16 protein-coding genes are annotated in these 21,441 nt (G+C 40.6%); 1 reads left to right on the forward strand and 15 read right to left on the reverse strand.

The genetic code is table 11. From position 1 onward, the window contains the following. Window positions 1–239 precede the first annotated feature (239 nt). The 11 genes from DW650_RS11700 to DW650_RS11750 all read right to left on the reverse strand — a co-directional run bounded on the left by DW650_RS11700 (window position 240) and on the right by DW650_RS11750 (window position 14,612). Window positions 240–824: a PD-(D/E)XK nuclease domain-containing protein gene (locus DW650_RS11700; protein WP_118210003.1), complete on the reverse strand. Its 585-nt coding sequence runs from the start codon at window positions 822–824 to the stop codon at window positions 240–242. A gap of 307 nt (window positions 825–1,131) precedes the next feature. Next, window positions 1,132–1,290, reverse strand: a complete 159-nt coding sequence (locus DW650_RS11705; protein WP_241071014.1) for an SDR family NAD(P)-dependent oxidoreductase — start codon at window positions 1,288–1,290, stop codon at window positions 1,132–1,134. Between the two features lie 29 nt (window positions 1,291–1,319). Then, window positions 1,320–2,333: an NAD-dependent epimerase/dehydratase family protein gene (locus tag DW650_RS11710; RefSeq protein ID WP_118210004.1), complete on the reverse strand. Its 1,014-nt coding sequence runs from the start codon at window positions 2,331–2,333 to the stop codon at window positions 1,320–1,322. Between the two features lie 72 nt (window positions 2,334–2,405). Next, a complete protein-coding gene (locus tag DW650_RS11715) occupies window positions 2,406–3,446 on the reverse strand; it encodes a HAMP domain-containing sensor histidine kinase (protein ID WP_118210005.1) in 1,041 nt (346 codons plus the stop codon). Then, window positions 3,439–4,110: a response regulator transcription factor gene (locus DW650_RS11720; RefSeq protein ID WP_118210006.1), complete on the reverse strand. Its 672-nt coding sequence runs from the start codon at window positions 4,108–4,110 to the stop codon at window positions 3,439–3,441. Before DW650_RS11720 ends, DW650_RS11715 begins: the two co-directional genes overlap by 8 nt. A 74-nt stretch (window positions 4,111–4,184) precedes the next feature. After that, window positions 4,185–6,728 (reverse strand): family 78 glycoside hydrolase catalytic domain, encoded by a 2,544-nt coding sequence (locus DW650_RS11725; protein ID WP_118210007.1) that lies wholly within the window; start codon window positions 6,726–6,728, stop codon window positions 4,185–4,187. A gap of 19 nt (window positions 6,729–6,747) precedes the next feature. Continuing rightward, entirely contained in the window at window positions 6,748–7,605 is an 858-nt protein-coding gene (locus DW650_RS11730) for a sugar phosphate isomerase/epimerase family protein (RefSeq protein ID WP_118210008.1), read from the reverse strand. A gap of 20 nt (window positions 7,606–7,625) precedes the next feature. Further along, on the reverse strand, window positions 7,626–9,452 hold the full coding sequence (locus DW650_RS11735; RefSeq protein WP_118210009.1) for a family 43 glycosylhydrolase: 1,827 nt from the start codon (window positions 9,450–9,452) through the stop codon (window positions 7,626–7,628). Window positions 9,453–9,479: 27 nt separating this feature from the next. Next, entirely contained in the window at window positions 9,480–10,796 is a 1,317-nt protein-coding gene (locus DW650_RS11740; RefSeq protein ID WP_118210010.1) for a glycoside hydrolase family 1 protein, read from the reverse strand. Between the two features lie 64 nt (window positions 10,797–10,860). Further along, window positions 10,861–13,125 carry a glycoside hydrolase family 2 protein gene (locus tag DW650_RS11745; RefSeq protein WP_118210011.1) on the reverse strand — a complete coding sequence of 755 codons (2,265 nt, stop codon included), beginning with the start codon at window positions 13,123–13,125 and terminating at the stop codon, window positions 10,861–10,863. Window positions 13,126–13,127: 2 nt separating this feature from the next. Continuing rightward, window positions 13,128–14,612: an MFS transporter gene (locus DW650_RS11750; RefSeq protein ID WP_118210012.1), complete on the reverse strand. Its 1,485-nt coding sequence runs from the start codon at window positions 14,610–14,612 to the stop codon at window positions 13,128–13,130. A gap of 182 nt (window positions 14,613–14,794) precedes the next feature. Between DW650_RS11750 and DW650_RS11755 the strand changes: the two genes are divergently transcribed. Then, window positions 14,795–15,985, forward strand: a complete 1,191-nt coding sequence (locus DW650_RS11755; protein WP_118210013.1) for a helix-turn-helix transcriptional regulator — start codon at window positions 14,795–14,797, stop codon at window positions 15,983–15,985. 3 nt (window positions 15,986–15,988) lie between these two features. Here the strand turns inward: DW650_RS11755 and rhaD are convergent, their stop codons facing one another. The 4 genes from rhaD to DW650_RS11775 form a co-directional block, all read right to left on the reverse strand. Beyond that, entirely contained in the window at window positions 15,989–16,810 is an 822-nt protein-coding gene (gene rhaD, locus DW650_RS11760; protein WP_118210014.1) for a rhamnulose-1-phosphate aldolase, read from the reverse strand. Window positions 16,811–16,885: 75 nt separating this feature from the next. Next, a complete protein-coding gene (locus tag DW650_RS11765; RefSeq protein WP_118210015.1) occupies window positions 16,886–18,136 on the reverse strand; it encodes an L-rhamnose isomerase in 1,251 nt (416 codons plus the stop codon). Window positions 18,137–18,152: 16 nt separating this feature from the next. Beyond that, entirely contained in the window at window positions 18,153–19,571 is a 1,419-nt protein-coding gene (rhaB, locus tag DW650_RS11770; protein ID WP_118210016.1) for a rhamnulokinase, read from the reverse strand. Window positions 19,572–19,705: 134 nt separating this feature from the next. Further along, complete coding sequence (locus DW650_RS11775; protein WP_118210017.1) at window positions 19,706–21,439, reverse strand: methyl-accepting chemotaxis protein; 1,734 nt, start codon at window positions 21,437–21,439, stop codon at window positions 19,706–19,708. Window positions 21,440–21,441: the final 2 nt, after the last annotated feature.

Below are 21,441 nucleotides of genomic sequence, written 5' to 3' on the forward strand. Positions count from 1 at the left end.
TGACGAGCAATGCCCAGCACACTGGGCACGGATTTTCCTCCCTTGTTTTCTTTATCCGTTTCGGATCTTGTAACTGTATCCTACCACATCACACATTCTTTGGTAAAAATCTTCACAATCTGCACTTTTTTCGCATAAACTGTTTTGCATGTTGGAAGTTTTAAACAAAAGAAATGCCATTGTTTTATGCATTGTGCATAAAACATGGCATTTACTATCATCTTAAATACAATTCTAAATTATTTTCCGATCAGTACTTTCTTTCCCTCAAAAGCAAATCCGTAGTGTCTGATCTTTTCTTTTTGGATTCCTGCTGCAGTCAGTCCGGCGTCATAATTTTTTTCCCTGATCTGTTTTAAAGCGGACTGCACCGTATCTTCTAATGATTCTTCTTCATCTGCCTCATGGACTTTAAATTCCATTACGATCGCATCTTTTTTCCGGTCATGAGGAACCAGCATGATATCATATCTGCCGTAACCGCTTTCCCTGTTTGACCGCACATCATAGGAATCCCGCAGTTCCACCAAAAGTCCCAGTACAAATCCATGATAAAAACGCTCTGGCTGTGCTCTTTTCGATGGATGATTTCCGGTATCAAAACTGCTGAAAGTTGTGAGTGCAATATCATTCATATAAATATTCATCTCTTTTAAGTTCCCTTTTAATAATGCCTCTATGAACTCATTATAGTTCGACATGGAATCATCAAACCATCCTTTAAACATGTTCGAAAACATACTGTAAGTTTCCAGATTCGTGATACGAAGATGATACCACGGCTCTAACAGCATACCTCGGTATTCCACCTCTTCTGCTTTCATTCAGATACGCATGCTGCATATATGTTTCTTCAATAATATTTTTTATTTTTCGTACGGCATCCTCATAATTTGTCTGTTTCACATCCGCAAAACTTAAAAAGATGACCGGATAAAATCAGACTTATCTACAAAAAAATAATTGCCTTCCCGCAATGCTGCAAAATTCTGTTTTCCAATACTGATATGCGGTAACATATCTTTCATTCCCCCAGTTCAGTTTTAAAATTATATTCTCTTTTCCAATTATAAAAAACCGGACTCTTTTCTTCAAGGGATATCTGTCTTAAACAATGTTACAATTCACAGTTTAGTTCTGATGTCCTGCTGACAATGCTCCATCTACCGGAATGGCTGCACAGACTACTTTCATTCCGTTTTCACCAAAAATTTCTGCAATTGACTCCCCAATACCTCTGCTTGCACCTGTTACAATTGCTACTTTTCCTTCTACACTTGAAAAATTCACTTTACTCAAATCCTTCCTTTTGATGCTATTTATGCCGACACCCTGTGTTCTTCTTTTAACCATTCTACTTCGTCATAAATTGTATCAGCAAATGGTCTTGTCTGATACCCCAGTTCTTTCTTTGCCTTGCTACTATCATATGCATTATTTCGTACTAAGTTGTATAGCATTAATTCTGTTATCAATGGGGCCTTGTTTGTTAGTCTTCCAATTGTCTCACTTACTTTTACAATAATCCTTGTTAATGGCATTGGAAGAATTATTTTCGTCATTTTCACACCACTTGCATGACTGATATAAGCAAACATATCTTTCATCCAAACCACATCATTGCCCAATATATAGCCTTCTCCAATTCTCCCCTTATCTACCGCAGCAATTGTTCCTGCAGCCAAATCTCTTACATCTACTGAATTGAATGACCCCGGAAATCCTACCTTATTTCCCCCATTACAATACTGTTCAATAAAAGTCGATACCGGTCCACCAGCGTAATCATTTGGTCCACATATACCTGTAGGATATACTACGCACGCCTTTAATCCTTTTTCTTTTACTGCATCAAATACTAACTGTGTTGCCATAGCTTTTGTTTTTCCGTAATATCCAACTATTTTATCCAGGTCAAATTTTTCCGGTTCTCTCATAAATTCCCCGTGCGGAAGCTCTGCCACGGTTCCTGTCGAACTTACATATACAAGTTTTTCCACGTTTTTTTCCAAACAAAAATCAATAATATTTTGGGTTCCCTCAACATTAACCCGATATACCAGTTCACTGGGTTCTTCCTTTAAATACACAATACTTGCACAGTGAATACAAACAAGTTGTTCCTTTTCCACATCAAAAAAATTTTCCAAAGAAGTCTTATCTGTCAAGTCACCATACACGATTTCTACTCCTTCCGGAATGTGCTTGACAGCCTTATCCCCCTGCAACACGAGTCCTCGCACCCGGCATCCTTTTTCAACTAACTGCCTGGCAATATTATTCCCAAGAAAACCAGCCGCACCTGTCAATAAATATATTCTGCTATCCTCCATCCTGATATTCCTCCTTCTTTTCCTGTTCTTTGCATACCTTAACAAAGGAAGATAAACGCAGTATAAACTTTTTCAAATTAATTTTAAAAATATAGTGACAGTGGTTCCCTTTCCCAATGTACTTTCCACCCATATGGTTCCCCCGCTAAGCTCCACAATGCGTTTAACTATTGGCAATCCCATACCAAATCCACTGGTTTCGTGGGACGCATCCCCCTGATAATAACGTTCAAACAAATGCTGCTTTGTCTGCTCATCCATCCCCTGCCCCTCATCTCTCACAGTAATCCATAGATCATCCTGTGTTACCTTTCCTTCTACAAAGACAAGGTTTCCTTCTGATGAATATTTTCTGGCATTGTCCAATAAATTTACCCAGACCTCTTTCATTAATTCCTCATTGCCATAGAATTTCATTTCTGGCAGCTCAGCTTCAAGCTGAATATTTTTTTCTTCAAAAGATGGCATCAGTAATATCGCGCAGTCACGGATTTGAGAATCAAGCCGGAACTCTTCTTTTTTCCGAAGTACTTCCATATGATCCAGTTTTGATAACAACAGCGTATTTTGCGATAACTGTGCCAGTCTCCCAGCTTCCTCCACCATTACATTCAGATATTCTTTTTCCTCTTCTCTTGTAATTTCATTATGCTGCAGATATTCTGCCATTCCCTTTATTGAGTGAATCGGTGTCTTAAATTCATGCGAAAAATCCTTCATAAATTGTTTCTGCTGCTCATCTGCATTTTTTAATTCTCTTACCATCTGGTTAAAATTCTCATATATGACTTTATATTCACCAGAATTTTCTATGGGAATCTCCACATCTAACTTTCCGTTTGCCACATCTTCCATTCCATTTAAAAGTTTTTCCATCCTGTGGTACAGCATAACTGAAATTATCGCAATCACGATTCCACATAAAGATCCCATAATCTGATAAATTGCCACACTCCAGGCAAACACATTATCACCTGCATGACCGTAATAATAAAACCTGATTGCCATCGTAAGCAGGTACGATACAACGGAAAAAAAAGTAACAATAAAAGCTAATACGATTGCCCAGCGAATGGTTCCTATTTTCTTGTTTCTTTTTGCCCCGTTACTCATTCAGTTTCCCTCTATAACCCAATCCACGAATCGTAACAATTTCAAATTCATTCCAGTCTGCAAATTTCTTTCTCAGACGGTTGATATGTGTTCTTACCGTTGTCTCATCTGAATTTGAATCATATCCCCAGATATTGTCTAAAATCTGGGATACCGTAAAAATTTTATTTGGATATGAAAGCAGTTTAAACAGTAATTCAAATTCCTTTTTCGGCAATGTTATCTTCTCTTCCCCTCTGACTACCATGTTGAAATCCTCACTGATTACCACATCTCCAATAATAATCTGTTTTTCATTGCTTATCTTTGCCCTCCGGAGCAATGCCCTGATCCGCCACTGTAATTCCTCATAGTTCACGGGTTTCGTCATATAATCATCAATTCCAATAGCAAATCCCATTTTTTTGTCCTGCCATTCTTTTTTTGCTGTTAAAAGAAGAACCGGTGTGTTCTTATCCATCATCCGAAACTGCTCCACAAATTCATAGCCATTCATTTTTGGCATCATAACATCTGCAATGATCAGATCTACTGACTGATGCTTTAACAGTTCCATTGCCTCCATTCCATCCGATGCTTCTACTACCTGATATTCGTTTCTCAAATGCAGTTTTGTCACCAGTCTTGCGCTGCTGTCATCTTCAATAATTAATACCTTCACCATATATTTCTCCTGTAAAGCAAAACTTGGCATCAGAAATATCTGATACCAAGTCTCCCATTCCGTTATTTTGTCATTTACAATGAATATCTTCCTGAATCTAACACTTCTCTTCTTCCATCGGGTAAAATCACCTCTGCATGCGTATTTGACGGGATTTCAAACTCATATGTGACTTTGTCCCCATCATATTTCCAGCCGCTTTCAATTCTGCCATATGGCGACTGATAGGAAGCCTTCGCATAGCCAAGGACTTTATCGGGATGCGGACAGATTCTGATTTTTCCATCTGAAACCTGTATTCCGCATACGGCATCCAGGATCCATCCACATATTGCGCCATAAGAATAATGGTTTAACGATGCCTTTACCTCGCCCTTTTCATTAATACCATCCCATGTTTCCCAGATCGTTGTAGCTCCTTTTTTCACCTCATAAAGCCAGCCCGGTCTTGTATCCTGCAGCAACAGCTTATATGCAGTATCCTCATATCCGTAATCACACAGTACCCTTGTCAGATTCGGGGTAGATAAAAATCCGGTATTTAAATGATATCCACATTTTTTTACCAGTTCATTCAGATCGGCTGCTGCCTGCCTTGCTTCATCCCCATCTAAAAGTCCAAACGCAAGTGCCCTCACATAATCAGCCTGTCTGTCTGAAGAGATCTTTCCATCCTCTGTTGCTATAAAACGCCATGCCTTCTTTGCCATCTCTGCGGTTTTACTGTAATAAGCAGCGTCATCTTCTTTTCCGAGAATCGCTGCGATCTCTGCTAACATCCGCCCTGAGTATGCAAAAAATGCTGTGGCAACTTTGCCCTGTGGTGTGCGCATAGCGGAAGTACTTTCCACATCAGGCTCACACCACTCACCATAATCAACTCCTGTTTCTATCGTATATCTGCGGTATGGATTTCTCTTAAATCTTTTTACAGGGTTCACTGGACGCTTTTTTGCACGCTCTTCGAGAAATACATACCATTTCTTCATCATCTCATAATTTTCGGATAAAATCCTTGCATCACCATACCGCCTGTACATCTCATATGGAACAATGATACATGCGTCCCCCCATCCTACGGAACCGGCAAGAAACCCCGAGAAAAAAGATGACTTGTTATTCTTTGGTGCAATATTTGCAATTTTTCCATCATCAAACTGCGATGTTCTGCACTCTGCAAGCCATTTTCGCATTACCGGATAGGCATCCATAAGATACAGTCCTGTATGGGCAAATACTCCCATATCCCCAGTCCAGGCTGCCCGTTCTCTTGTAGGACAATCGGTAGGAACATCACAAAAGTTGGATTTCTGGCTCCAGATACTGTTTTGCACCAATCTGTTAATATCGTCATTTCCACACTCAAAAATTGTCAGTGTATCCATCTTTGAATATACTGCAATTGCAGTAAATGATGCATCTGAGAGGTCAATCACTGTATCAGCCTTTGCATATCTGAACCCCCATATAGAGAACTTTGTCTTATAGTGATTTTCTCCCTCTGCACATGTATACACAACCTGCTGTTTCGTGCCACCTTCTTTATGACGTTTTCTGTCCTGAAAATTTTCCTGCGTGAAATTACCATTTTCGTCTAAAGTCTCTCCATGTGTCAGGACAATTGTATCTCCTTCATGGGCATTCAGTGTAAACTCCACATATCCTGCAAGATTCTGTCCAAAATCTATAACCGTCTCTCCATTTGGCGTCGTTATAATCTTTCCCTTAAAATACTCCATTTCACATACCGGAACACAATCAGAGCATATCAGCTGATCAAAAGAAAATTTCTCCACCTTTACCGCATGATACCCTGACACCACAGCCAGCCTTGCATCAACAATCTCTCCCTGCTGCATGTCATTTTCACGTATAGAGCCATTTTGTGAAGCCTCCCAGGTTTCATCCGAAACGCATACTGACGCCCCATCTATCTCAAGCTGAAATAGCAGTGCAATATCTGTGCCGTAAATATTCCTGTCTCCGTCTACTCCGGAGACACTTCTGTACCAGCCATCACCAAGGATCACTTCTACTTCATTTCTGCCCTCACATAAAAGTCCTGACACATCATAGGTCTGGTATGCAAGCCTCTTATCATAATTATAGCTGCCCGGTGCAAGCACAAAATCGCCTGCTCTTTTTCCGTTGATCCAGACTTCATATAAACCATGGGCAGTTACATACAATCTTGCACTTTTATTCAGGCTTTCCGCATCACATTGAAAATGTGTTCTCAGATAGCTGGCTGGCTTATGTGCCTCCGGATTACATTCAGACTCTGGATTTATCCATTTTGCCATCCAGTCAGACTTATCTAACAACCCCATTTCAAAAAAGGCTTCCTCACTCCACTCACCAGCTTCATCCCTTTCGTCCCATAGTCGTATTTTCCAGGATATACGCTGTCTGCTTTTCAGCTCCAACGGACAATACGTATGCATACTGTCCGACTTTACCCGGCTACTGTCCCAAACCACACAATTTTCATCCATAGCCACGATCTCATATGCGGTCTGTCTCCTGCCATCTGCACAATTCCATGACAGATATGGCTCCTTTATATCAATTCCTATGGGATTTATCATATGTTCTGTTCTTAAATTAATTGCTCGCATAATTTTTCCTCATGTATATTTAAACAGTTCCAATATGTTCATTCAAAAATTTTGCAGATGCCTCAAATGATTTTATCGGCGACTTATCTATCCAGTTTTTGTGACTTTCCAGCACGACCGCCTCCACTCCTGACGACAACGCCTGCCCACATAAGGCTTCAAGATTCATGTTACCATATCCAAGTTCACAGCTGTCTGACTTAAGAATCGGTGTCATTACAGGCTTTGTAAGCTTTGTTCCTCTGTCATTAATGTGGTACAGCTTCATTCTGCTGCCCAGCATTTTCATAACATCCAGTGCGCACACACCAGCCTCTGTCGGCCAGTAAGAGTCAAACTCAAAACCTACATATTCTGGATCTGTATTTGAGATAATATATTCATACGCATTCTGTCTGCCATCCACTTTTTGAAATTCGTAATTATGATTGTGATATAAGAGATTTATACCCTCTGCTTTCAGTTTTTTTCCAGCTTCATTGAGCCTTTTACACAGGTCTGTAACCTGCGTCTTATCGCGATAATCAAAGCGGTACATTCCTGTAATAACAACATTGGTGGTATTGTATTTTTCTGCTTCCCTCACTGTCTTGGCAAGTTCTTTTTCTATACCACCTAAATCCTTATGCAGACTGACAACAGAAAGTCCTGCCTCCTTCACCAGCTTTGCCCAGTCAAGATTGCCTCCTTTTCCTGTAGGCATGCCCGCAGCTTTCGTGAGCATCCGCACCATAAATGGGGTAGGATTAACCATAAAGCTGTTTAGTTCGATTCCATTATATCCGGCATTTACCATCGCCTGCAGTGTCTCTTTTGCCTTTGCTTCACTGCCTGTCACTGTTCCAAGCATAATCTGTTGTACTGCTTTGATCGCCATGAATTTTCTCCCTGTTTTTCTTATCTTACAAATTTTCTACAAACTGAAGTTTTTCCTTCCGTAATTCCATTTTCATTAAATGTATCCACTCTTACATAGTAAGATTCTCCGTCAACAAGAGCTCCTATTCTCTTTTTCGTGTCATATGTGAGATAGCTGTGATACAGCTTATCTGGTTTAAGTCCCCAGAGAATATTGTATCCTGTCGTCCCATCCGCTTCATCCTTCTCCTGTGAATCAATCACAATCTCCATGTCTATTCCGGAGATTCTTTCGACTTCGTATGATGCCTGTTCCGGCAAACTGCCTGCACCTTTACCGAACACTCTGAGTCCACTGATACAAGGCTTTTGACCGTAAGGTACTTTCATATCAGACAACCTTATGTAGCGAACCTCGATGCCGTTCTCATATACTAAAAAGTCATGGCTTAAATCCGTATCTGCTTTTGTCTTATCTTCTAATACAAAGAAATTTTCCCCATCCACAGAACCCTCTAAAAGGTACTGGGTAGCAATATCTGCTTCCTCAATATATCTTGCCTGCGTTGTTCCTCTAATCTGACCAGGAACAGGAATATTTATTTCATCATCTGCAAAATTAATCTGGATCGCATGCACATCCATAGCTTTTCCCAAATCCATCATCAGCCATTCTTTCCGGTCGGATGACGAAGCCTGCCACCAGTTTTGCGCATTTTCATTCGCTGCAAGCTGTGGTGCATGCCCATCCGTACATGATGATGCTGACATTTCTTTCTTATATGATAACAGCATCCAGTGTGGATTTTCCCATATATCCTGTTCTTTCCCGTCAGACACGCCAATCGGCCAGTCCCCATACCTCTGATTACAGCACAACTCACCTTCCTCATCATATGCAGCCTTCCAGATGCCGACTCTTCTCTCAAAATCATGGTTTACGCTGATCCGCATTGTAGCCGCATGCCACAGATTCCCCTTATAATCCTCCATCGTAGAACCATGACCGGCACCTGGCATAAATCCACCCGGATGATAGGAATATGGATTGTTTTTTGCCGGTGTGAATGGTCCTAACGGCTTGTCTGAGACATATACTCCATCTCCATAGGTATTATACTGTGTACCGGCAAATGCATACTGCAGATAATATCTGCCTTCATGCTTATCCATCCAGGCACCCTCAATATAAGGTTTATCTGTGAACATTCCCCTGATCATCGGGATATACATTTGCGGGATCTGCTCCACAGGTGTCCCCTGGGATTTCATGAAATTGTCAAAACAGGCGTCCACCTCTTCCTTTGAGCGTGGCAGCTTACCGTTATCATCACCAATCCGCTCATATCCATATTTATAAGGATCGGCATATATCAGTTCTTTTTTCTCTCCCTTTGGATTCATGGTCTGTGGGTCTAACTCCACTCCCCACATAGGGGTCTCATTTGAACAGCCCCAGTAAAAATAAACCTTTCCATCATCATCCACAAACAGATTCGGATCCCAGAAATCAAAGGTTCCCTCTATCTTCTCATATGGTCCGTTTAAGATATCTTTTGTGCGGTACCTGTCGCATTTTTCCCCTTTTTTTGAGGCACAGAAATATACATATTCCCCCATCACACGCACATCCGGCGCATAATCATACAACGGAAGTTCTGATGGCAGTTTATGATTTTCCCATTTTACCAGATCATCCGAAACCCATACACCAAGAGTCATGGATGCAAATATGTAATATCTGCCTTTAAACGTTATCATGGATGGGTCTGCTGCTTCGCGGCAGACAGCAATTCCGTTTTTCCTCTGATCCGCATTGAACTGATATCTGTAATTTATATTTACCGGATTACAATAATACTTCATTTATTTTCACTCCATATATTTTCCAAGTTATAGTTGTCCCAGAAAATAGAGACTCTTTTTCGGCATACGCTTCATGGTGGATCTGTCTACTGCTATCAGTCCGAATTTCATTGAAAAGCCCTTTTGCCACTCAAAATTGTCCAGCAGCGACCAGTGGCAATAGCCTATCACCGGTATATGATCCGCAATACATGCTTCCACTCCCTTTGCTGCCTCATCAATAAATGCAACCCTTCTGGTATCGTCCTCTGTTGCTATGCCATTCTCTGTGACCATGATCGGCATATTTTTCTTCCCAGCTTTTGTATACTCCTCATGCACTCTTCTGATCACATGTTCCAATGCCTGTGGATAAAATTCATACTCCATCTGTGTAATCTCTGCCCCCTCAGGCACAGGACATATTCCATCTGGTCCAATAAGGCTTCTGGTATAATTCTGAAGTCCAAAAAAATCATCATCCTTTATATAGGGAAGATAATGTGTAAATTCCTCCTCCCACTCATGCTTTGCAGCTGCATCTCCACCATCAACAGCCTGAATATCATGAAGTGACAATGACAATCCTATCAAAAGTTCTGGATGAACCTTTTTCATCGCATCTCTTGCAGCCTGATGCGCACGCATTACAAGGATATCTCCTTCTGGTGTTCTTGCACTGACAAAGATCTGCGGTTTTTTTGTTCCAAAAACTTTTTTGTTTTCAAATCCCTGCCAGAACATATTTTTCAGCATTTTATTAAAATTCATGCCAACCTGAGCGGTGCCTTCCATGTTCTTATCTTTTTTACTCTTTTTTCCTTTCCTGCGCTTCGCCATCATCTGACGCTTATAACGCTCTGCAATCGCAGCTACCTGAAGTCCCATATTTGCTTCATTGATTGTGATGACATAATGCATGAGGTCTCCAAGTTTTTCTGCCACATATGCACAGTATCTTACAAAATACTTTACGGTTGACTCACTTTCCCATCCGCCTTTTTGTATCAGCCATACTGGTGATGTAAAATGCATCATGGTAACAACCGGTTCTATTCCATGATTTCTGCAGCATTTGAGCACCTTTCTGTAGTGCTCTGTTTCTGCTTCATCAAATTTTCCCTCTTCCGGCTCTATACGTGCCCACTCTATGGAAAATCGATAAGTATTCAGCCCAGCCTCTGCCATCAGACGGATATCCTCCTCATAACGGTTATAATGGTCAACTGCGTTTAAAGATGGCTCATTAAAGTTCGTATGCTTTAAGTGCTCCATTGCCCAGTAATCACTGTTTGTATTGCTGCCCTCTACCTGGTGCGCCGCAGTTGACGCACCAATCATAAATTTGTCTGGAAATCTGCTCATTTCATCTGACCTCACTTCACTGCTCTCTCTCAATTAACTACCATAATTTTCCATTTAAAGAACCTTATTTCTTTGGAATCTTTCCAAGTGCTGCTGCAAGCATCTTCGCCTGCTCTCCATCTGCATCGATTCCTCCCTGTGCCAGAAGTTTCTTTAACGGCTGTCTTGCAATCAGAGCCATCATTGTCTCTGGTATCTTTACATTCTTACCCATACCTCCAGCCACTGAACCCTGCATCTGCTTCATCATCTGCGCAAGAAGTGCCGCTCCCGCCGGTACAGCCTGAATCTCTGCCATCGTGCTGTTTAACGAGAGATATCCGCCTTCTTCCTTTTCAGACTCTTCCTGTGGTTCTTCAAACCAGTTACAAACCTTTGTGGCATCCATAAAATACGCCGGATTTGGTTCACTGACCTTTTGGATCGTCATTTCATCGCTTAATGCCTCATGATCTGTACAGACAGCTTTTATCGTATGCTCTCCACAGATTGGAACCTCAAATTTAAATATATGCTCACCTTCCTGCTCCCCAAAGAGTTTTCCATCCACATAGAGGGCTATCCTTTTCTGGTTAGAGTAAACCTTAATCTCTGTGACCGTTTCTATACGGTCTGCATATCTTCTTCCGCAAAGATGAACGAACGGTTCATCGCTCCACCATGCCTTGTAAATATAGTAAGCATCCTTTTTCTCTTTTCTGTCAAAGGTGATAAGTCCCTTGTGATTTTTACCAGGGTCGCCCGCCTCATCTCGTCCTGCAGCAGCAAATTCAAACATATTCCATACATAGGTGCCCCACAGGTATGGTCTTTGGGAAATCATCTCAAGCATATGCTCATGGTACACTGCCATATAGCTTTCTGTATAATCACCTTTTTGCGGCTTTGGTGACTGCAATTTAATTACCGAATCAGCACCATACTCTGTCAGTCCGATCACTGTATCCGGATGTTCTTTGTGGAACTGGTCAAAAAATGCATCATTGTCTTCCATCTCCCCCACATACCATCCATAGTAGAGATTATAGCCTCTGATATCCGGGAGACTTACAAGCGGACTGTCTGTCTCAAGCATAAACAGATTTGCCATTGCAGATACGCGGCTCTGATCCATTCTGTGAATCATATCGTTTAATATTCTATGATTTTCTAACAGATCCTCCGTTACCCCCTGTAAAGATATTTCATTTGAGATAGCCCAGCAAATAATAGACGCATGATTATAGTTCTGGACAATCAGTTCTTTCATCTGTGAGATCGTGTTTTCTCTTCCACCATCCATATGTACTGTGATATACGGTATCTCAGCCCATGCCACAATTCCTTTTTCATCGCACAGATCATAAAAATACTGGTCATGCTGATAATGTGCAAGCCGGATTGAATTAGCTCCCACTGACAATATCAGCTCCATATCTTCCTCATGCATCTCTTTTGTAAGTGCATTTCCAACGCCCATCCTGTCTTGATGGCGTGATACTCCCCTGAGCGGATAGCTCTCTCCATTCAGGAAAAATCCTTTTTCAGGGTCAAAGTAATAGTTCCGGCATCCAAATTTTGTGGTAACTTCATCAATTATATCACCGTTTTTCTTAAGTTCTGCTGCCGCTGTATATAAAAATGGATCTTTTAATCCATTCCACAGATGAGGATTATCAATGATAAGCGTTCCTGTATAATGTCTGATTCCACAAAGTGCGTCCTCATCATAAATTGTCTGTGTGTCATCTTCCGGGATATAAAGTGTTACACTCTGCGAACCAGAATCTCCATTTACCAAAACACTGATCTCATCTGCATCACCACATACATATGCATCAAATCTGACCTCTGCGCTGCCATCCTCTTTCACTTCTGGTGTCACATAAAAACCTTTTCCACCATAATAATCAAGGTCAAAATGGTTCTTTGGCACAGTGATAAGCCTCACATCCCTGTATAAGCCGCCATAAAATGTAAAATCTGCTTTCTGTGGATATACGTGGTCATTTGGGGAATTATCCACCTTGATTTCAAGCTCATTTTCATCCATAAGTCCATCTGTCAGATTTACATGATATGTAGAATAGCCTCCGTCATGTGACGCAAGCTCCTTCCCATTCAGGCTTACCTTTGATGATGAATTTGCTCCGGTTATTTCAAGATATAACTGCTCTCCATCCTTAAGTTCCGGTTTTGCAAATTTCTTTGTGTAAATGCACTCTCCTCTGTAATAATCGGATGCGCTCTGTCCATCTGCTGCATTCCAGGTATGCGGAAGAGTCACTTTTTCGGTGACTCCCTCCTTTTCAAATATATAATTATCATTAAATAAATTTATTTTTCTCATACTTACACATACTCCTTTATTACTTTTTCTTTCATCTCATTCTTCTTTGCCTCTATCCCCTTTTGTACCTGAACCATTTCCTCTTTTGTAAGTTTACAGTTTTTCATAGCTATAAGTGTCACAATCCATCCAAGAATTGGCATCCCAAAGTATATTATCATTGTCACCACAAAAATAGGGGTTGTAAGCGGCTCGTTCGGCTGTGGCATAGTATTTGTATATCCGATAATCGCCACGGCACCGGTTGCAATGAGTGCTGCTAAGGAAGAGATCAGTTTATCAATGAAACTGTAAGTACCTGTAACAACGGCTGGTACATATCTTCCACTTCTGTCAAGCTCATAGTCAATGATATCTGCCATAAATGATACATCCGCTGTGGTAACACACATTTTCGCTCCGTTCAGCACAAGAGTGAGTATGACATAAGCTATCATTGTAAATCCAAATGTTGAGATTGTGCCCGGATCAATTACGATAAAGAATACAAGTGATATTACTGCAACTGCCATACATATCTTTGTCCATGTCACAATCGCATTTTTGCTGCCATATTTTCCTGCATATCTGGCTCCAAAGCCGGCAAATACGATCGAAGGAAGCATGCTTATCACAGAAAGCATTGTGGCAAGACTCATATTTCCAATAATAATACCAAAAAGCATTGTTGTAATCACTGCCTGTGATGCTGTCTGCTGTGCAATTTTATCAGATGCCTGAGCGACAATGTATGCCTGTAATGGTTTATTTCCCTTTAATACATCAAGCATATCCTTTACTTTAAGTGGCTCCTGTTTCTTAATTCCCAGATAATATTCCGGCTTGTCATATTCTGAAATTCCTATGCATACAAGCACAATGCCTGCTGCTGCCACAATCATGCTTACTCTCACTGCAGCTGACAAGAACTCCTGATTATATGTCCCTCCAAATTTCGGAAGTAATACCATGTTAAGTATAACCGTCATTATCATAGGAACAAGATAGTTAAATGCTGTCTGCCATACTCCGATTGTAGGACGCTGTTTCGGATCATTTGTCATAATTGCCGGTAATGTCTGCGCTGTCATATTTGTAATTGTATAACCAATAACGTAAATTACATATAACAACGTAAACACAACGATTCCATGGCCCTTTGATGAGAACACATCAAACATGGCAAGAAGTGCAATTGCTTCAATAACAAATCCTCCCAAAAGCAGTACCCTTAATCTTCCAAATTTCGTGTCCACCTTGTCATATATAATTGCTAAAACAGGGTCTGTCACACCATCAAAAATACGTGTACATGTCAGAATAATTCCTATGACAGCTGTTGAAATTCCATATCCAACACTTGCACTATAGCTTGCCATACCAATTAAAGAATAAACCGTCATTCCAACCATTGCATTACATGAGTACAAAATAATCTGCCATAATTTTGCACGACGGTATTGCACACCGTCAATTTCACTTTGCGTTAATTTCTTTTCCTTCCTCATAAAAAAACCTCCCTGGTATCTTTTTGTTAAATATGTTTTGATCTGTATTTACATTAACATATGATCCATGATATAGTTAGAGTAAATTTGATATAAATAGTATTATTTTGATATTTGTATAAAAATCACAGTCTGCCGCCCGCAGCGGTATCTGATAACATATACATGACGGGGGATATCTAATGAATGAGAAAATTTTCATGGGATTTGTAGCAAATATACTGGGCATCAGAATCTGCAGTATTGCAAATGATAATGCCTCTCTTGATTCATTTGAACAGCAAAATTGCTTTGAAAAAACGCTTCAGCCGATGTACACCGCAGAATATCTGCATTATCTGCTGGAAAATGCAAAAAAAGAAGTATTTTATGAGATTACAGACTATCTGAATACAAATCTGATTCTATTTTGTTTTGATAATACCTGTTACCTGCTGGGTCCCTATGTAAAAAATACTTTTTCATCACTGGAAATGCAGGAATTATTAGCATCCCACAAACTACCTGCAAGCATTCTGCTGCCACTGAAGCTATACTATGATCAGTTTCCACAGCTCAGCTATTCCATGATCCACGGTACCGTACTTGCTGCCATGCGTACCTTTATCCCAAATACACCTGAATTTTCTTACAGAAAGCTGACCGGATTCCATGAGGAGCTCAAGACAGATAAGCTGATTTTAGAATCCAATAATACCTATTATCAAATCATAGACAGATATGAAACGGAGAATTATTTTCTCAGAAAAATATCAGATGGGGATATAGACGGTGTCCGTATGGCTTTTGAGAGTATAGCAAGCAATTACTATGCCAACACCTCCCAATCACAGCGTTCTCTATATTCTACCGACTGGAATGGTTTTGCCATCCTTAGAACTCTTGCCAGAAAAGCCGCTGAGGCCGGTGGCTGCCCTGTGGTAAAAATAGATGAAATAGCACAAGAAAGTATCCAGAAATTTGCCTCCGCAAGAACCGGATCTGAACTGGATAAGATTCAAAAAGATATGCTGATCAGACTGACCCAGGCTGTTCATGATACAAAGCATATGTCACAATACTCTCCCGTTATCCGAAATGTACTAAACTACATCTCCATCAACTATTCACAGGACATTTCCCTGCACGAATTATCGGATACAAATCATGTAAGCGAAGAACACCTGTCCCGTCTGTTTAAAAAAGAAATGGGTATCACCCTGACCGCATATATAGCAGATTTACGCACAAAAAAAGCTGCCGAACTCTTAAAGACCTCCATGCTTTCTGTTGCGGAAATTGCAATGTATGTAGGATATCCTGACAGCAATTACTTCGTGAAAGTATTTAAAAAGCGATATGGGATGACACCATCCGCATATCGCTCGTACTAGCTTTTATTTTTCATATAAAAATTCTTCTGGCAGTGTAACATGAAAGTCTTTCGCAAGATGACGGAAATTATCCGGTGTGATGGTCTGCAGCTTATCCGGTCTCATGGAAAGCATTTTTACCAGAATCTCCGCGGATTTTTCTGCGGTGTGCATCAGACCAAACGTCAGGTCAAAATCTTCCCCGGCCGCAAACATACCATGATGTGCCCAGACCGCAAGATCATATTTTTTCATCAGTTCACTGGTTGCAACTGCGATCTCCCTGCCGCCCGGTACCATCCACGGAACTACGCCAATGCCTGCCGGGAATACGACCGGACATTCGGTTGCCATCTCCCAGAGTTCTCTCGTAAACACTTTATCTTCCAGCGGCAGAACAAACGTCAGCGCAATGATGTTCGTGGTGTGCGCATGGTATACGACACGGTACTTCGGGTTCTGTATCTTCTTCACTTCCAGATTCATCAGATGGCTTGGCAGTTCTGATGTCGGTCTGCCTCCGTTTACCAGTCCCCATACGATGCGGTAATTTTCGCCTTTTTCATCCAGTTCGATCATACAGATGGAATCTTCCGGTTTAATGATGACGTTGCGGAAATATTTTCCGCTTCCGGTCACAAGAAAATATTCTCCCGCCAGATTTGGAACGGATGTCCCGATCGGCTGCCACTTCTTTGCCTCAAAGTTTTCTTTTACGGATTCTACTTCCTCCGGTTTAACACGATAGGACAGATTTCCGCCATTTCTCTCATGCCATCCCTGCTCCCATCCGTCGTTCGCCATACGGATAAATCCTTTTACAAATTCTGCATCTATAAATTTCATGTTCGTTTCCCTCTTCTCTGTAATTTTCAGGTATTCACAAATCCCCGTCTAATTTGCTATATGCTATTTTTTCAGCTATGCTCTCTTTACTAACACTTCGCGCTCATATTTTTCAATCTCATCATAGAAATGAAGATCATCACACACGCCTTCCCTACGGCAGTATTCTTCCCAGACTTCTCCGATCGGGAGCATTTTCACAGCCTCATTCATCACCATGAGTTTCCCCATCTGATTGGTATCCTGAAGTTCCTTTAACATCTCATTCGGTGTGCACAGAGCCATCAGAAGTGCTTTCTGCCAGCTGCGGAAACCGGTTGCAAGTGCTGACACACGGTTAATGCTTGCATCAAAGTAATCTAATGCCATGTAAACACGGTCTAATGCGTGATCTCTTACGATCTCTTTTGCCATCTCTTTTGTCTCATCATCCAAAATCAGCACATGGTCGGAATCCCAGCGCACACCCCTTGTAATGTGAAGTGCAAATTCTGGGTAAAAACAGAGCATTGCCGGGATCTTATCGGACACATACTCTAACGGATGATAATGTCCGTTGTCCATAAGCGGCATACATCCATCGTGCAGTGCCGCAAAGCTCAGCGTAAACTCCGCAGAACCTACCGTATAAGACTCCACACCTATTCCAAACACTTTTGATTCCACACACGGTTTTACAAGATTTTTATCATACGGCTCTGAGAGGATCTGCTCGATCGAATCCTTATAGCGGAGACGCGGTCCCATACGGTCTGCCGGAACATCCTTAAATCCATCACCGGTCCAGATGTTCATCACACACGGCATTCCGGTCTCTTTCGCAAAATATTCCGAAATACGGATACATGCTTTTCCGTGGTTGATCCAGAACTTTCTCGTCTCCTCGTCCGGGCTTGATAAGGTCAATCCGTCCTTTACTTTTTCATGGGAGAAAAATGTAGGATTGAAGTCAATTCCCATGTTGTGTTTCTTTGCAAATTCTACCCATTTTGCAAAATGCTTTGGCTCTAAGGCATCGCGGTCTGCAAATTCTCCCGTTCCAAAAATCGCATAAGATGCATGGATATTCAGCTTTGCCGTTCCAGGCATCAGTTTCATTGCCTCTTCCATATCTACCATGAGCTGTTCCGGTGTCTTCGCACGTCCCATATAATTTCCGGTTGTCTGGATTCCTCCGGTCAGTCCTCCGTCATTGTCAAACCCGATCACATCATCAAGCTGCCAGCAGTGCAGTGATACCGGAACCTTTTTCAATATCTCAATTGCCTGATCTGTATCCACACCTAATGCTGCATATTTTGCTTTTGCTGCTTCGTAACCTGTCATATTTTACTTTTCCTTTCTATTCTGTATCCTGATTACTTGTAAAAATATTTATTTCAAACGACTCTGCAATACATGCCCTTGCTGCCTTTAGGTCTTTTAGTTCTCCCGCCGCGATCATCTGTGCAGCAAAGTTTCCGACTGCTGTTGCCTCTGTCGGCCCCGCATATACGTTTTTCCCTGCATACTCTGCCGTCAGTTCATTTAAATAATGTGCGTTTGCCCCGCCGCCGACAATCTGTATTCTGGAATAATCAATACCTGTCAGTTTTTCTATTTCCTCTGCCGTTTTTGCATAACACTTTGCAAGGCTGTGATAAATGACCGCGGCTAATTCACCAATTGTCTGCGGAATCTGTTCCCCTGCTTTTTCGCATGCCGATTTTACTTCCGCTGTCATATTTTCCGGTGCAAGAAATCTCGCATCATTGACATCTACAAAGGATCTGATCGTTTCTTTTGATGCAAGTGCACAAATTTCTCCAAATCCCATATCCGGTGCGCTTTCTTTTTTCACTGACTGTATCATCCATAATCCCATGATATTTTTCAGATAGCGGAATCTGTAATCATAACCGCCTTCATTTGTCATGTTATGCTGCATACTGACTTTGCTGCAATCTGCCTCTTTTAACTCTGTTCCCATCAGTGACCATGTGCCGGAACTGATATAAAGTGCATGCTCCTCCTGCGTTGGAACTGCCATCACCGCAGAAGCAGTATCGTGCGTTGGCGGAAGAACTACTTTACAATCAAATCCAACCCTGTTTTGAATATCTTCCGTCAGTCTGCCTAATTCATATCCCGGATTTTGAATTTTATGGAAAATTCTTCGAGGATATCCAAGCATATCTATCAATTCAATATCCCAATCTTTTGTCACAGGATTCACAAGCTGGGTCGTTGTCGCATTTGTATATTCCTGTACCTTTTTCCCAGTTAATAGAAAATGAAAATAATCCGGTATCATTAACATACTTTTTGCCCACTCAAGCTGCCCCGGCTGCTGCTCTTTGACTGCCATCAGCTGATAGATCGTATTGAAAATCTGTTTCTGTATTCCAGTTCTTCCGTATAAATCGTCTTCCGGTATAAACTCATATACTTTCCTGTCCATACCTTCCGTCCGTCTGTCCCGGTACGCCACTGCATCCCCGATACGTTCATCATTTTCATCCAGCAGAACAAAATCGACTGCCCATGTATCAATACCCATACTATATGGGATTTTTCCTACCATGGCACATTTTTTCATCCCAGTCAGAACCTCTTGAAATAACTGGTCCACATCCCATACTTTGTGACCATTTTTTTCAATCATGCCATTTGGAAAACGATATATCTCTTCCAAAACAATTTTGCCGTTCTCCAGGTGCGAAAGCATATGCCGTCCGCTTGAAGCACCGATATCCACAGCCAGATAATATTTTGTATTCATCCCTTACTCCTTTCCTTCTCTTTTGCTGAATTTAAGATATCAAAAATAAGGACAGTTTTTTAGACTCTCATTCGACTAAAAAACTGTCCTTATTTTCTCTTCGTAATACTTTTCGTCTTTCTTTTATTTTGTCTTTAAATTTGCTGAAAACTATTCAACTCTTCCAACAGATATTTCGAAGAGTCAACATTTTTTATCACTTGCTCGTGAATATTTAAAATTGAATTTGCAAGTTTGGTCACATTTTCTGTTGCATTGCTTACTCCACGCACATTTTCCTCTACTACAGCTGATATATTTGTAATGCCATCATTCATCTCTGCCATAATATTACGAAGAGACATAATATTTTTATTGAAAAGACCTGTAATAGTATCCATATGATCTGCCTTTTCATAATACATATCTGTTGCAGCCTCAAATTCAACATAATCATTCATTATCTGATTTTGTATGAAATTCATGAGATCTTGTGCATTTGTCATCAATTGATTGACTGCCGCAATAACACGAACACTGATACCCTGAATGTCATTTGCCGTATTCTTACTGTTTTCTGCCAATTGACGAATTTCCTCTGCGACAACAGCAAATCCCTTGCCAACTTCCCCCGCTCTTGCAGCTTCGATAGAAGCATTTAATGCAAGCAAATTCGTCTGACTTGCGATCTCAAGTATATCGTTAGTTAAATTATTAATACTGCTGATTTGCCGACTTTCTTCAATGGATAAAGATAATGCCTGACTCTTTTCGTTAATAATATCAGAAATGTCTGTTTTCTTCTTCTCTGTCTCCTCTTTAACACCAACCGCTAATGCTTTAATATCAGAGGCAATTACAACACCTTCATTAACTTGATTTCCAACATCGTTAATTGAACTCACTATATCATTGGTGTTCCCGGTAATTCCCTCTATAGAAGATGATATTTCTTCCATACTCGCAGTAATTTCTTCCATGGTAGACGCAATATTATCTGCATTTTCATTTGAATTGTTTACTTCTTCATTCATTAATCCAAGTGAACTTTGCATTATTTCTGACTGCTTTCGTATTTTTTGCATAGCATTCTGTAACTGAATGATAAAATTGTTAATTCCATCCGATAACTGACCAATTTCATCCCGCGAACTAACAGTAATACGCTGCGTAAGATTTCCCTGTTTCTTATTGATACCATCAATAATATCATTTAGCTGCCGGCTGGCTTCACTTGCCGGTTTACTTACAGTCTTACTTATAACCAAAAAGACAACTACTGATACCAAAGCAAAAAAAGAAAATAGAATTTTTGTCATTATTAAATTTGTCTCAACAGCTTGATTATATTCCTTCGATAAATCAGAAATTCCCTGCTCAAGCTCCTCTGTAAGCTCCTTTTCCGTTGTTTCTCCCATATCAACCATCAGATTCTGAAAATCTACACCAAGAGCTATACCAGCCTGCACAAAATCCCCCTTGTCAACATACCCTTGTATTATGGCAAATTGCGAAATAACCTCTGTTAAAAAATCCTCATATGTATGGATTTTATCTTTTAACTCTACATTATCGATATTTTTCAGATATTCATCCATCTTACTCTCACTTGCCGTAATCGTCGAAATTTCCTCTGCTAGTGAACTTTCCAACTGTTGACGTAGCTCTGCATCATCATACAAACTGATAATGTTAAGATATTTCTGACCTCGTTCCATACTTTTTTGGATAGTGAAAATCTCTGTCTGAATCGGAATATACTGTTTCGTTATCTGCAATCCAGCCTGTTTTATACTATTCTGCGCTCTTATAGAAAACACTGTATTTAATCCAAATATCAAAACAAATATAATAATCATTAAAAAAACTTTATTTCCAATTTTTTTCATAC

The organism is Roseburia sp. AM23-20 (assembly GCF_003470905.1).
GTDB lineage: Bacteria > Bacillota > Clostridia > Lachnospirales > Lachnospiraceae > Roseburia > Roseburia rectibacter.

Bases quoted from the DNA above. Each gene is read 5' to 3' on its own strand.
- DW650_RS11700 (WP_118210003.1), bottom strand. From the start codon at position 824: ATGAAAGCAGAAGAGGTGGAATACCGAGGTATGCTGTTAGAGCCGTGG.
- DW650_RS11710 (WP_118210004.1), bottom strand. From the start codon at position 2,333: ATGGAGGATAGCAGAATATATTTATTGACAGGTGCGGCTGGTTTTCTT.
- DW650_RS11715 (WP_118210005.1), bottom strand. From the start codon at position 3,446: ATGAGTAACGGGGCAAAAAGAAACAAGAAAATAGGAACCATTCGCTGG.
- DW650_RS11720 (WP_118210006.1), bottom strand. From the start codon at position 4,110: ATGGTGAAGGTATTAATTATTGAAGATGACAGCAGCGCAAGACTGGTG.
- DW650_RS11725 (WP_118210007.1), bottom strand. From the start codon at position 6,728: ATGCGAGCAATTAATTTAAGAACAGAACATATGATAAATCCCATAGGA.
- DW650_RS11730 (WP_118210008.1), bottom strand. From the start codon at position 7,605: ATGGCGATCAAAGCAGTACAACAGATTATGCTTGGAACAGTGACAGGC.
- DW650_RS11735 (WP_118210009.1), bottom strand. From the start codon at position 9,452: ATGAAGTATTATTGTAATCCGGTAAATATAAATTACAGATATCAGTTC.
- DW650_RS11740 (WP_118210010.1), bottom strand. From the start codon at position 10,796: ATGAGCAGATTTCCAGACAAATTTATGATTGGTGCGTCAACTGCGGCG.
- DW650_RS11745 (WP_118210011.1), bottom strand. From the start codon at position 13,125: ATGAGAAAAATAAATTTATTTAATGATAATTATATATTTGAAAAGGAG.
- DW650_RS11750 (WP_118210012.1), bottom strand. From the start codon at position 14,612: ATGAGGAAGGAAAAGAAATTAACGCAAAGTGAAATTGACGGTGTGCAA.
- DW650_RS11755 (WP_118210013.1), top strand. From the start codon at position 14,795: ATGAATGAGAAAATTTTCATGGGATTTGTAGCAAATATACTGGGCATC.
- rhaD (WP_118210014.1), bottom strand. From the start codon at position 16,810: ATGAAATTTATAGATGCAGAATTTGTAAAAGGATTTATCCGTATGGCG.
- DW650_RS11765 (WP_118210015.1), bottom strand. From the start codon at position 18,136: ATGACAGGTTACGAAGCAGCAAAAGCAAAATATGCAGCATTAGGTGTG.
- rhaB (WP_118210016.1), bottom strand. From the start codon at position 19,571: ATGAATACAAAATATTATCTGGCTGTGGATATCGGTGCTTCAAGCGGA.
- DW650_RS11775 (WP_118210017.1), bottom strand. From the start codon at position 21,439: ATGAAAAAAATTGGAAATAAAGTTTTTTTAATGATTATTATATTTGTT.